Raw genomic sequence first — 13,539 nt, 5'->3', positions numbered from 1 at the left:
TTCAACTCCTAATCATCATCATTTAGAAATGCTTCTTCGAATCGATAGATCGGGCATGAGCTACATTGAAAAAACATCATCAGCGAATTGGGCTGCATAACCTTTTTACAACATATTGAGCCGCAGGAACGCATCAACTCCGATAATTTCTCGAAATGACCGTTGGCTTTGAAAGTCATCAGATCAAGTGATTTATGAATCTTATCGATCTCTGATTTAAGCTCCGATAAATCTTGGGGAGCGCATAATCCATGCTCAACCCCGATTACCTGTAACGACTCCACTTTCGCTATTGCCATTTGAAAGGATTGCCTCACTTCCTTAATTTCCATGTTACCTTTTGCCAATGCCTACACCACCCTTAAGGACACATCTACCTCACCGGCTAACATCGATGAGTAATAACCCCTTACTTCGGAGATCAATTGATGACTCCAGATCTCCAAAATGCAGAACACCTTGGAAATGACCTAAGCCGGCATCTCGAATCAGACGACCCCATTGAGTTCTCGAACCGGCTCGGTCGATATAGGAGTCGATGATGACGATGTTTTCTGTAGAGTACTTGAACTGGAATACCTTCTTGAGCATGGCTGCGATTTCTCGGTCAGAATCAGCTTTATCGGTTGAATCAGACCAGAGATAGACCGCCGCGGCGAAGGTAACTCCGTATTTTTCAAGTTCTTCATAAACATTCACGTCACCAAACCCATTGGTCGATCTTGCAACCACGCTCTCACTCGAATTCAATACCTTCAACAGCATCGCGCAATTCCTGTAGGGAAGGTTGAATGTATCGCCTGGTCGTCTGAATATTGGAGTGACCGAGCAAAGTAGCTGCCGCTTCAATCCCTCGTTCATTAGCAACTTGTTTACCGTAGGTATGGCGAAGCTGATGCACTGTAAATTTGATTTGGGTCAGGTCGGACAGTTTCTCGATCATGTGCTGGATCGCCCGAACAGACAGTTGTTGGCTGCGTTGAGAATAGAATAAGAAGGGCGAGTTCCCCCCATGATGAGCTAACCACTTCTGCAGGATATCGCGGGTTTTAACATTGAACGGCACATGCCGATACTTCCCACCTTTACCGCTCCGTACAACAATCAACCCCGAATCCATCACTACATCGGTCAGCCTTAGCCCTGACAGCTCCTCCACCCGTAATCCACAATTGACGAGGACAGCAACGACCGCTTTATACATAGCCTTTCGCTTTTCACCAGTACGCTCAAGCATTTCAATCGCGTGTAGGATCTGGTTTACTTCGTGTCGCGTGAGCCAACGGTAATCATTTTGGGAAGCAATCGGCTTTAGCTTAATAGCACTGATCGGATCGGATCTAAAGTTGACCCCCTTACCCTTTACGAATACAAACAAGGACTTCAGAGCTATTAAGTTTTGATTTATCGTGTTAGGAGCCAGTTGTTTGCCCGTCCTGCGATCAGTCCTTGATTCAAGAAACGATTTGAAGTCCCGAACAACCGTTTGTGAGACGTCTTCGATATCCGAAACGTTACCCCACGAAGAATCCAACCAGATCATAAACCGCTTAAAGCACATGGCGTAACCTTTGACCGTATTTTCCGACTTACCTTCAGCGACTAGGTGTTCGAGATAATGAGCGACCGCTTCATGGATTTTCAAGACCTTTCACCTCCTCGGATAACGTTATACGACAAGATTGCGAACCATGATGTACGACGAGTTCTTTTTGAATTGAACCCCAAACTGCGACCGATTTTTACGAACTCGTCGCATAATGATAATTGTATGACGAGTTGTAATGGTGTCCGTTTTGCTCAAATAATGAACCTGAAACCGACAGGGAGAACGACCGCTACAGAGCCGACTGAGCTGAAAGAAGGAGAAGTGTGCTTTTGACACCTCCTGTTTGCGGCTGCTTCAACTGTGTTGCTAAGTGGGGATGCGGTATGGCTTTATATTGAAAGGAGAAGGGATTAGGAAAGGTTAAACAAAACCCCGATGATGGGGAGTAGGATTATTACCAACCGCCATACCGCATCCTTACTAGAAGTATTCTTAATCTAAAACTGACTGCCAAAGTAGAAAAAGCTCTCCGTCATTCGAGCAACTATTTTTCGCAGGAATAAATAAAAGGCAGTATTGAACTCGACCAGCGAATTCGATACTGCCAGATTTAAGTCGTTATTGATTAGCGCAGATTCAAGATCATTTCCTTATTACTCGCTACAGTCTGCTCGAAGAAATGCTTTGCAAACTTGATTTCCCGGTCGGTCTTCGCTTTCATAATTTCCATAACCGCCTTGTGAGCAAGCGATCTCATTACTCCGTCAATACGATAAAGAACCATCTGAAGTTGATTGGTAGGTATACCCATGTGACGAGCCGCTGATCTTAACCCCGATAAATAGCCATGTTCATGGTACTCCCGACAAAATACTTCGAAACATTTTTTCATCTCATCAGGCAAGTTGTTTTTGAATCCACCTTGCAGAAAAGGGTAGGTGTGGTCAATCGCAGACCCCATGAATGCCAAGATATAATCGATTGCACGAAATCTCGCCTCAGCTACCTCTTTATCATATTGCGAAGGGAATACCTTACCTTTAGCTCTAGCTTCAGCATGGCATTTGTTGAAACAGTTCTCTAAATAGAGAAGGAACCTCATTTGAACCAGTCCTTTCTGTCTTGATAATCAACAAAATAGAAGGGCGACCCCATCGAGAATTTTCAACGGCGACAAGGATAGCCCTGAACGAGTTTCTACTATAGTAATGTAAACAAAATAGCGAGCAGGGGAAGTGTGTTTATAACGCGCCAATGGGTAGTTTTATGGACACGTTACCGGCAGAGCATTTTCGTTCAAGATGAAAGAGAGCTTATCCCATTTAAGCGTGAAACGGCTTGTAATCGATTTTCCCCTGTAAACCGAACCGCTGATACAATAAAATCGATTGTAGAGCCAAGTAGGAACGGAAACGATTGGGGAGTGGGTAGAGTGGGTAAGCTCGTTAACCCCGTATGGTTTCCTTTTCTTTAACTCTCCGAAGTCTTGGAATTCTACCACCTGATACATAGACGCCATCTTGACGAATACGATAAATATACTCCGCCCCAATTCTAAACCGATCCCATAATGCCTTGATTCCTGATTTCTTGGCTACCTCGACTTGCTCAGGTGTGAGGATACAAAACTTATTATTCATATTCGGCATTGGATAACCAGTCTGAGCTACAATTTGATGAGTGCGCTCTGTCCGCATTTGGACAAGCTCATTAAAGATTTGCTCAATGCTCTTACCTTTAGAGAATAAACCCCTCAATGTTACACCAAGATCAGCAAGGTAACCATCCTCAGAAACCCAAAATCCTTTACCATTGACTCTACTATCGATGACGATAGCTCTGGTACTCATTCAGATCGCCTCACTTTTGTTCTATTTTTGTGTACACCTATCATGAAAAATCTCTTGCTCAAGCTCCAAAAATGGTTTGTACTCTTGACTAAAAAGAACTAAACAGATATGCCGCGAAATTTTCAAAGTAAACACAAAAACGGCAGTATACAGACTCGAACTGAGTTTCTATACTGCCGTTTTTATTAACATATCAACCGCATTCAATACTCTTGCCTAAGTCACCCCTGATTAACTTCAATGATTGACTTTGTGATGAGTTCATCTTGACTAATCGTCCCCGACTCTAACCCGATCATGACCATAACCACTACCGTGTATTTTCCTGGGGGAACCGGCTCTCCCTCGTTATCCTGCAGGTTCCATACTTCATCAAAAACTAATCGTCCGGATTTCTTTAACTCGCGTCCAATCAAGCTTGTGTAAACGCTTTGTTGTAAGACCATCTGTAAACTTCTTCATCTTGGTCGTTATATACCCAAATGTCATACTGTTGTCCCGAGCCATGATTAATCTGTAGGTCTTTACCCGAGATGTTCTTGAGCGAGAAATGGATGTCGATTTCCCCGTCAGCCTTGACCGTGTCCATCGTGGTTTCAAATAATCCCTGCATCGGCTCCTTTTTCTCCAGTAACTCCTTTTCAAGCTGCGGATCAAGTCTAATTTCTCGAATTTCGGGTTTCAATTCATACTTCTGCTCATCAATATTCTGAATGGACTCGTTTATCTTGACTTGGACTTTCGGATTCTCCTCAGCCGGTGTGTATAAGGCTCGACCCCATTTCCCGAAATACAGGAGATCATCGCTGTCCAATGGACTTCCGTATGAGTAAATATTGAAGGTCGCATTCTCGCCTTCACCTTTTTTAGTGTAAACCCCATTTTGACAGTCGAGGTAACCGAGCTTCATGCCTGGTTCTAAATCCGTACTACCTATGGTTTTCAATGTGTAGGTTTGCTGTCCCCATGTAAAGGAACTTGGCGGTTCCTTACAAGATGCAGCATCCTCGTGCATAGCATTTGGTGTATGCTGAATGTCGCTGCACCCCATTAACCCAAATGTCAGACTGAGTAATAAAACGATATGCTTAGATATCGACATCCTCATTTGAACACCTCATCCTTCTACGTCAAAATAAGTCTACTCACCAACCCCTAATGGAACTGACGAGAACAACTTGGAAAATGTTACATCCTTCATCTAAATAAAAACGGTAATACCGGACTCGAAATTTGAGTACGATATTACCGTTTTGCTACATTAATATTTTAACAAAAAGCCTCCAATATTATCTAGCTCAACTAGCTTCCTTCTTAAACCAACCCTCACCCCATATATAATGACCTTCCTTACTCCGAACATATCGACCTGCCTGAAGGATTTCATCAGCTACTTTAAGCTTGAGACTTCCCCTAGGATAGAAAAGTAGCCCTTTACTGTAATTTTCACCATCACTCGGCTTATTAAAGAAATAAACAGGGATCTCATCATTACCTCGTAACACATTATAATTTTGTGCCAATCCAATTATCTGTTCCTTAGTTAATGCTTTCTCAAATCCATACGCTACTAAAGTACTGCCAAAATCATTTGCTATATCTTCAAGTTCTTTACGTGAGTAATCACCTTTATCAGGTAACCGATGAAAATTAGACACGGAATTCACGCGAATTTCTGCGTCCGCATGACCGAACACATGATCAAATGATTCGTCACTAAAAGCTCTTCGACATGATAATATAACAGCATTCTGCTTAGAAACCCCAAGCGTCTGATATAACCAATCAACCCCAAATAAAGCGACATTATTTTTGATTGTACTATCTTTACTAGAAGTAATCAGTGCGTAATTTACAGGAACCACTTCACCTGAGTTATTAACTTTCACACCTTGCCAAATATGCATTGCAAATTCCTCCTTATATTTGAGTTGCAAACTATGTAATTTTGATCACCCCGCAACTCCAAAAGTTATTTTATATGCCACATATCACTCGAAAGTTCAGAAAGATTGCCTTTAATCTGATTGGAAAAATTGAACATATTCAATCATCGTTGTCAAAACCTGCTGGCTTACGGCATCGATTTTTGAAAATCAATACCCTCGATGCCCTGAATACCCCTCAAGCAAACATCTGCGGAAATTCTTTACGAACTGCTTCAAAGCAATGGTCGCATACAATTAAATTCTTCTCGCCAAACCCGATGAACTTTGCTCGAACTTGATACGTAATATCCGGCTTAGGTTCGGAAGGCAGGAAACTTTGACTACATACCCCACACGATCCGTGTAGCCTCATGTAACATTCAATGCAAAGTGCCCCCAGATCATAAGTTAAATGGTTAAACAACTTCTCGGCTTCATTGGAACAGAAAGAACAACAATTCATTTAATAAACCTCCAATTTGCATTGAAACGAAAAAAAAACCGCAGACCTCGCCCGTCATAGGCAATGATCTGCGGTACTTCCGCTTCAACTTGATTATTCAATTAGCTTAAATATACTTGAATGTCCGACATTATGCAATCATTTTCCAGAGTATGTCCGCGTCTACGATTTATGATCAGGTAAAGTACTAATAACTGCGAAAAATCTTAGTATACTGTACGTATTATCTTTTCAAAATAATCAAAGTTACTTTACGTTAAACAACCTTTTTATGGTGATAAATGCCTGCTGCTTTTGATAATTTGAGTATGGGCTAAACTTATTCCCCCCTGTACTGCCCATAACCGCCGCATGATTGGTATTGTCCTCAACAGCGGAAACGAAACTTACCGCGTCCTTTGCCCAATCTGCTATTGATTCGCTGTCACTAAATACTGAGCTATTTATATTTTCAGGAATACCAAGGACTTTGGCAGTCCTCGCCAACATCACAGCTGCTTCTTGACGAGTAATAAGTCCATTTGGGTCAAAAATGCCTTTACTTTTACCGCTCACTATACCTAAAGCATTTGATGCCAATAATATATTATCCTGGGTATCGTCAAAAGCATTTGAGTTAATTGTTACACCTCTCTCTTGAAGTAAAGTATCGATTGACTTACCTGTCTTAACAGTTAACAGGTTAAGAGCTAACTTACTAAACTCGGCTCGTGTTATATTGTTTTTATATCCATATTTCATTTCTATAGGAACTAAGTTTAATGAGATAGCTTCTTCGATTTCAGATTTAGCCCAAACATCCGGCTTATCGAGTGGATTCATTAGAATTTTCCTCGTAGAAGCTCCTCGACTATCATCCACTCTGACTGAAACTAATGCTATACCATCCTTAAAACTACTTGCACTCGTAAATTGTGGCTTTATAATTTCTTTCCCCGACTTATCGATATACCCATATCCTTTACCCTCTACATAAACACGCGCCAATCCTTCACTGAAAGATTTAACCTCATTATATTTAGGCTTAACGATTACTTCCCCCGTACTATCCATGAATCCATAAAGATCATTTATTCCATCTTTCGTGATGATCGCCATACCTTCCCTGAAATCATCAAAATATTCATATTCAGGGTTAGGTTTAATTACCTCTTTTCCTGACTTGTCAATAAAGCTATATTTATTCGTTCCAAACTTTCTTATATGAGCAAGTCCATCATTGAAGCTTGATGCCTCAGCAAACTGCGACTTGATAACAACTTTGCCGTCTTTATCTATATATCCCCATTTGTCATCCAACTTTACTGCGGCTAGTCCTTCATTAAAATCAAGTGCTAAATCATATTTAAACGGGATTACCTCATCACCACGATAATTGATAAATCCCCATTTTCCGCTCTTTTTCACAGCAGCTAGACCATCTTTAAAGCCACCATAGCCAAATTCACTGACTATAATACCCCTTATGGAATTACTGATTTCTTCAAATTGCGGTCTAACCCTTACATCCCCATCTTTATCGATGAATCCCCACTTACCATCTTTTTTGAATGCTGCTAAACCTTCTTGAAAATTCATAACATTATCGGCTTCAATTACTATTACCTCATTGCCCTTAGTGTCAATATACGCCCACTTTTTGGGTTTGCTACTAACTTCAACTCTGGATAGCCCTTCACTAAAATGAATATGATCACTTCTCCCGAATGCATCCATAACAAACTTATTCTTAAATATAAGATTGCCATCTCGATCAACTAAACTGGCTTGTCGACCATATTTTGCATCACCGATCCACGCAAATCCATCAATAAAGCTAAACTCCCCATATAAAATAGCAGATTTAAACCCAAAGTCTGCTTTAATATCAACGAAATCAAGTGGTTGTTCAGCAGCCTTTGAAACAGGTAAATATCCAGAAAAGACAATTAAAATAAACAATATCGTGCTTATTAATTTCTTCATTTCTTTCTCCCCTTATAAATAAGATTAGCAAACGATCATTGAGTCAGATGCCGAAACACCTGACTTCAACCCCTTGGTACTTCATCTTTAACTTTAGCTTAGTTCTTAGTTTCATCGATCAAGAGACGCTTTTTCACTAACTCGTACTCTTCCACAGTAATGAGCTTTTGTTGTAGCAACTCTGCATATTTTTTCAACTCATCAGCTACTCCTAACTTGGAGTTCACTGGAGAAACTGATTGAGCTGCGGCAACCTGTGATTGCGCCAGTTCTAAAATACTGTCTTTTGCTATTCTTATTTGTTTTTGAAAGTCATCAATCTCCGACTTATCATACAACTTAATATCGAACGCAATTTTTCCTCCTGCGAAGGAAATCTCAAATAGGTTTGTGCGCTTCAAGATATACATAGTTAATGCAACGCTAGTCGCAACTAAACACGACAAAGTGATAAAGAATAAACGTATGTTATCCTGATCTAAATTGGCGTTTACGATAATCATCGAAATTGCCGCTAGTAATGTCACCCCCGCTGATATTAGCAAATACATTGGATTGACCCTCGTATATCCTGTTCCAGTTACATCCTTGAGATCGACAATTCGTTCTTCAAACGATCTCTTGAGTTTACCCTTTTCTTTATAGAAACACTTACCTTTAAAATAAACCCGCTTATTACTTATCATAGAAAATCCGCTTGTAATAACACCATCTACAAGAAAGTTAATGAGATAACCGTTCCCGAGGGATGAAATATAGCGTTCGGTCGGTTCTACAAAAATAGCTCCAAACTTCTTCTTGTCATCGTCCGATAAGTTGATACCACGATTTGTCTTCCTGTCCATCCTAACCGTAATAAAGGTGATGATCGGTGCTGCAAATATCAATAACAATACGATAATTGAAGGTGCTGCATCTTCTAGTGCGCTTGACTCTCCATAACCTGGGGCATGAACTGTAAATAAACTCGGTAAAACCAGAAGCAGAATTACCCCTACTAAAGAACAGATAACAATTGTGATTACCTTTCTATTCATCACATACAACTCCTAGTTTCATTTATAACTGTATATTTGTAATTATAATATTAGGTATTATTATACGCCAATTATTATTTATAATAAAAAGTTCGCGTATTCGCTACGATTAGGGAAACGACTGCTAGGAGCTGTTTCCCTAATGAAATTGAAAGATGCGCGAGAAAAGAAACGACTTACACAAGAGTATGTGAGTCGTGCAGTTAATATATCCTTAAAACACTATCAAAACATCGAACACGGAATCACAATGCCAACAGTCAACATCGCTCTTCATATTTGCGAAGTCCTTAATGTTGACCCAAGAGAGATTGATGAGTGGAAAGATAGACGTCCCTCCGTGTAAAGTGATCGCAAATAACCATTGTAATATTAAACAAAATTCTGTCTTTGGTCTGTCGATTTTAAGTCACATTGCCCAGTAGAGACTTTAGGTGCGCAAATATTTGGAATCTCTAAACATCGCCTGACCCTTCATATGAAGATGCATTTCCGACAAAATTCTTATTTAGAATTCCTGTTCCAAAAGGGTTGTTGTAACTTTAGCGTAAACAAGAAGGTAATTACAGATCTAAAGCAAATCAAAAAAAAAGGCGACCCCAAGTTTATCGGGGAAGCCTTACCGAGTTTCTTCTTATATAATGTTAGGGAGCTTATACGAAAATCATTGGGTTGATAGGGTAAGAAAAAGAACCAGAAGCAATTTCAGAAAAGGCAGACTGTTCTTTCCCTTCATCCCACTCATTGTTGTCAGTTACTTTACTTGATTGAAATTAAGAAAAAATCCAAAACGGGAAGAAAGTCCAATAGTCATCAACAAACATCACAACAATAACTCCCATAACCGTTCCAACCCCTACGGACAATACATAATCCGATTTCCTTTTTATCCATCCTAAGGACAAACCAATTGCTAATGCTAGTGGTATGAATGTCAGACCCACTGTTAGTTGTCCTATCGAAAACCCTGCTATAAAACTGAAAATATATATTCCTATAGCGGTAATCCAGTAATAGCGGTGTTTCCCACTGATAGCAATAATTAAAGACACCATCGCAACAGCTAAAGCGGAAAATGCAATTATAGAAAAGATAAGCATTTTATCCCCTCCATTTTGGATGTTACCATTACCAGCCACTCATTGCTTACTCCAAATATTCTTATACAGGTCGGTCATGGTTAGTTTGACCATGCCAACACCTTCTACGGGCTCTTCATTCGGATCATCCTTGAGAAAGAAGCTGAATGAAAAACAGTCGCCATCCTTGTAATTCATTCCGCATTGTCCCGTTGGTTGAGCATCGTAGGTTTTGCCCTTATACTCGGCGGTCATCTTAGCAGGTGTTGACATGGTGAAGGAATGATCGTTGATCGTCTCATGATGAACCCCCGAAATATGTGTGGCTCCAGAAAGAGAGTACTGTCCGCTTGATCTGAATCCGATATCATAGCCGCCATTCTGTGTATGTTGGAGCCATGAGACGTAGATTCGATGGTCGCCATCAGTGTAGATGTCCTTGCCAATGTTGCTATCAAAATCAGACAGGTTAACCTCCAGTGAATACTTGCCATCGATTAAGTGACCTGACTTATCAGTAAAGTCCCTCGTATTGTTGGCAATATGAGCCATACCACTCGTCCATAAGCCGATTAACCCCGATTACCAGAGAACAGCGATCACCACAGCTGCGAGAAGTGCTGTGATGAAGAATACCATTTTAGCTTTCATGTCAATCGAGACCCCCTCATTTCATTCTAACATAAAAAGAGACAGCCATTTGCCTGCTGTCTCGGATACCGTTCTATAAATTCATACATCATCAGGATCGGCATTATTACTGTTACTGGACAAATAAAAGATGTTGCTGATTAACTTTACCGTCCGGAACTTGTTGTTCAAATTCATGGACTTCTCACGAGTTATGACAATAACCTCTTGGCGAATTGACGGATCAGCTGCTTCCGCCTCTTTACTCTGGTCTGAAATAATTGCCTTATAAACTTGTCGACCCGACATAAAGAACACAGGACAAACACTTATAAAATCCGTCTTAACGTATATGACAATCACGATCACTACAATAGCCAATGTCACCATCAAATTTATAGCCGAAGCTTGATCTATAGATATCAATGGCAACAGCAAGGTCATTAAAAAGAATGAATAGTCATTTACACTTAAACGTTCATACTTCCTGACCGAGACACTCTTACCTATTTCCTTATCCTTTAATTGGCGATCATAGTCACTGAAAAGCCACATGGCAACCAAGCGATAGATGAGCAGTGATATGACGATTATCCCCGCAATAACGATTACGTCAAAGACCGTCTTATCAATATGCTTGGCTAACCACTTCGCCCATTCCGTTTTCTTAAAGAAATCGTTACTGTCAACGAATCTATAGACCATGATTAGGACTAAGGGAAGGTATGCTGTCGCCCATAAAATGACCTGTTCACGCTTACCCCACATTTTACTCTCCCTCCCAGAGAGGACAATCATACCCCCTAAGAATTATTCTTCGTAAGCAATCGCCACCTTGAAGTCTTCAGATACGAATGACTTTACGATTTTATCAGCAAAGAAGTGCAATAACGCCCTGGGGGAAGCACCCTCTTTAAAAATAATCTTACGGTTATCCAGATCAATATATTCGAACAATTCCCAAATCATGCTGTACTTCTTCTTATACCGTTCCTGCTCAGCTTGATCCTCAGGAAGGTTCGCTTTGATTTGCGACAGCTCATTACATCTAGCCTCGAAATTAGTCTGAATAGCCGTTAAGGTGTCACGTTTAATTTGAGCTAGTCCCCGTGAGTGGATGTACTTTTTACAGGATTCCTCGAATTTCCCTTTGTTTGAATTCTCACCGTCAAAGAACGGCATTGAAATAATCTCAGTCAGATTCCGATCTCGCTGCTCATTAATATGATCTCGGTAATCAAATGCGAACTCGAAATGTCGGACGTTAATAATGAAGATAAAATCTCCGACAATAAAGAAGTCGATGTTACCCCCTAGATCGATCATAGTATCCTCAGTAAAAATAAATTGATTGGCATTTTTAATTGCCCATATCTTCTTACTTGAGGTACGCATACTATTTTTCTTAACCCCGCGATAATAGCAAAAATACGCATCTTGCTCACCTAAGGTTAGCTTTACCATTTGAAAGCTTGTATGCTTTTCAGGATACTCAGGATCTGGAGTGCGCAAGGCTGTGGTCAGCTTTCTAACTTTATCTAAAAGACCCAGATTCTCAGACAACTCAAACCTTGCTATACGGTCATTTATCTTGATTTCATGGTTATAGTTCCCGACTAGAAAAACCTTACTTTCGGTATCGTCAACTTCCTTTAACCCCTGCAAGGTTTTGATGATACTTTTCTTGACCCACTTTATAACATCTGGCGCAAGTTGGATACCCGAGGATTGATAGAAAGAATCAGATTCCTTCTGCACCCTTACAAGGTGAAAAGACAAATCTACTCCATTCAAGGCTTCGTCCGTCAACGCCAAATTGCTGAGTCTATTAATGATATTATCATTGTGGTTTATATCCATTTCATATCGCCTCCCACTCATCAATAATTCGACAAAAGGAAAGGATTTCCTCTATTGCAGTTGCCGAATCGTGTTGAACTGTGGAAGGCGCATATGGGAATGGGAAGAGCTTAGTTACCCCTGATAGCAGAGGAAATGTCACTGTATACAACTCTTACGAATTCCTTTGCATCAGAATAAAGTTGTAGAGCTATTTCAAGTGGTGGTTGACCTGTTTTATGCGCATTATAAACAACCGTCGCTATCCCACTGAGCAATAGAAATAAGAAAATTACTCCAATAAATTTAGATATTTTCATAATCCCATTATCATACAAGGCGTGGAATAGACCCTTGATCGGAGCGACGATAAAGACTCTGACTGCCCAAGGCTCTCTAGACTTGGTACTTGATTGGTGAGGGGCTGCTGGCTTACCGTCTATTGTCAGTCTTCCGACATTGTCCTTTGGCTTAACATATTCAGCCTCCAACTTCTCAACATCATCGAACGGAAGTAGCGGAGCTTCAACCGATTCTCCTTCAATGTCAAGGAAGCCTATTGACTCAGCAGAGTGGATCGAGTGGGTAGACTGATTGACCGTGATTTTGTGAGAACTGATATGAGATCTCGTGTCCTCGAACAGCTTGGCACTTTTACTAATCTGTTCCTTCAAAGCATCAATTGACGAACTATCTGGCTCCAAAATCGTCGGTTCCTCCGCCGCGGCGGTGATAATGCTTAAATTTGGCTTGATCTCATCAGTCGGAGAAATAACTTGATCGGATTTAAGATTGACTTCATCCTGATGGAGCGAAGCTGGTTCAGGATCTTGAGTAGCTTGTTCAGATTCGGGCTGTGGTTCATCTACATGTGCTGGCTCGACTGGTTCGGAAAGAATCGGTGGTTCAGGATCATCAATAGGTGTAAGGCGAATTGTCGGGTCGACCTCAGTACCGATGCCGATGTTGACAGTGGTGCCATCATCGAAGAAGTGGAACGAAACATCCTCATCCTCTTCGGAAAACTTATCTCGTGCAACGATTCTTTGTCTTTCCGTTATTAGCTGTCTCATTACATTACTCATTACTTCTTCACCTTCCTCTCCTGCTAAGTATTTAAATTCTCGAAATTCAACTGCAAAAATAATAAAGTGTCGTTGTATTGAAAAAGCACCTCGCGATCTACGAGGTGCTTCCAA

At 40.7% G+C, this 13,539-nt stretch carries 15 protein-coding genes; 1 reads left to right on the top strand and 14 read right to left on the bottom strand.

All coding sequences use genetic code 11. From position 1 onward, the window contains the following. Positions 1-8 precede the first annotated feature (8 nt). The 9 genes from B7E11_RS17995 to B7E11_RS17955 all read right to left on the bottom strand — a co-directional run bounded on the left by B7E11_RS17995 (position 9) and on the right by B7E11_RS17955 (position 8,792). The gene (locus B7E11_RS17995; protein ID WP_080837067.1) at positions 9-347 is read right to left on the bottom strand and encodes a hypothetical protein; all 339 of its coding nucleotides are present in this window, start codon (positions 345-347) and stop codon (positions 9-11) included. A 31-nt stretch (positions 348-378) separates the two neighbouring features. Further along, positions 379-765, bottom strand: a complete 387-nt coding sequence (locus B7E11_RS17990; RefSeq protein ID WP_080837065.1) for a hypothetical protein — start codon at positions 763-765, stop codon at positions 379-381. After that, positions 737-1,645, bottom strand: coding sequence for a tyrosine-type recombinase/integrase (locus B7E11_RS17985; RefSeq protein WP_080837063.1), 909 nt, complete (start codon positions 1,643-1,645; stop codon positions 737-739). The genes B7E11_RS17990 and B7E11_RS17985 overlap by 29 nt, the downstream gene beginning before the upstream one ends. Before the next feature lie 529 nt (positions 1,646-2,174). Then, positions 2,175-2,651, bottom strand: coding sequence for a hypothetical protein (locus B7E11_RS17980; RefSeq protein WP_080837061.1), 477 nt, complete (start codon positions 2,649-2,651; stop codon positions 2,175-2,177). 343 nt (positions 2,652-2,994) lie between these two features. Beyond that, positions 2,995-3,399, bottom strand: a complete 405-nt coding sequence (locus B7E11_RS17975; protein ID WP_080837059.1) for a hypothetical protein — start codon at positions 3,397-3,399, stop codon at positions 2,995-2,997. 412 nt (positions 3,400-3,811) lie between these two features. Then, positions 3,812-4,507: a BsuPI-related putative proteinase inhibitor gene (locus B7E11_RS17970; protein ID WP_080837057.1), complete on the bottom strand. Its 696-nt coding sequence runs from the start codon at positions 4,505-4,507 to the stop codon at positions 3,812-3,814. 190 nt (positions 4,508-4,697) lie between these two features. After that, positions 4,698-5,306 (bottom strand): hypothetical protein, encoded by a 609-nt coding sequence (locus tag B7E11_RS17965; protein ID WP_080837056.1) that lies wholly within the window; start codon positions 5,304-5,306, stop codon positions 4,698-4,700. Between the two features lie 730 nt (positions 5,307-6,036). After that, positions 6,037-7,755, bottom strand: a complete 1,719-nt coding sequence (locus B7E11_RS17960; protein WP_080837054.1) for a WG repeat-containing protein — start codon at positions 7,753-7,755, stop codon at positions 6,037-6,039. 98 nt (positions 7,756-7,853) lie between these two features. Continuing rightward, positions 7,854-8,792 (bottom strand): SHOCT domain-containing protein, encoded by a 939-nt coding sequence (locus tag B7E11_RS17955; RefSeq protein ID WP_080837052.1) that lies wholly within the window; start codon positions 8,790-8,792, stop codon positions 7,854-7,856. Positions 8,793-8,934: 142 nt separating this feature from the next. Between B7E11_RS17955 and B7E11_RS17950 the strand changes: the two genes are divergently transcribed. Beyond that, complete coding sequence (locus B7E11_RS17950; RefSeq protein WP_080837050.1) at positions 8,935-9,138, top strand: helix-turn-helix domain-containing protein; 204 nt, start codon at positions 8,935-8,937, stop codon at positions 9,136-9,138. 427 nt (positions 9,139-9,565) lie between these two features. Here the strand turns inward: B7E11_RS17950 and B7E11_RS17945 are convergent, their stop codons facing one another. The 5 genes from B7E11_RS17945 to B7E11_RS17925 form a co-directional block, all read right to left on the bottom strand. Beyond that, positions 9,566-9,931, bottom strand: a complete 366-nt coding sequence (locus tag B7E11_RS17945; protein WP_245809664.1) for a hypothetical protein — start codon at positions 9,929-9,931, stop codon at positions 9,566-9,568. Further along, positions 9,932-10,423 carry a hypothetical protein gene (locus B7E11_RS17940; protein WP_213084130.1) on the bottom strand — a complete coding sequence of 164 codons (492 nt, stop codon included), beginning with the start codon at positions 10,421-10,423 and terminating at the stop codon, positions 9,932-9,934. 180 nt (positions 10,424-10,603) lie between these two features. Beyond that, positions 10,604-11,269 carry a hypothetical protein gene (locus B7E11_RS17935; RefSeq protein WP_080833653.1) on the bottom strand — a complete coding sequence of 222 codons (666 nt, stop codon included), beginning with the start codon at positions 11,267-11,269 and terminating at the stop codon, positions 10,604-10,606. 42 nt (positions 11,270-11,311) lie between these two features. Continuing rightward, on the bottom strand, positions 11,312-12,361 hold the full coding sequence (locus B7E11_RS17930) for a Kiwa anti-phage protein KwaB-like domain-containing protein (protein ID WP_176220668.1): 1,050 nt from the start codon (positions 12,359-12,361) through the stop codon (positions 11,312-11,314). A 110-nt stretch (positions 12,362-12,471) separates the two neighbouring features. Then, positions 12,472-13,539 (bottom strand): hypothetical protein, encoded by a 1,068-nt coding sequence (locus B7E11_RS17925; protein WP_139787240.1) that lies wholly within the window; start codon positions 13,537-13,539, stop codon positions 12,472-12,474.

This window comes from Cohnella massiliensis (assembly GCF_900169535.1).
In the GTDB taxonomy this organism is placed as follows: Bacteria; Bacillota; Bacilli; order Paenibacillales; family Paenibacillaceae; genus Cohnella; species Cohnella algarum.
This window is presented reverse-complemented; position numbering and strand designations above follow the sequence as displayed.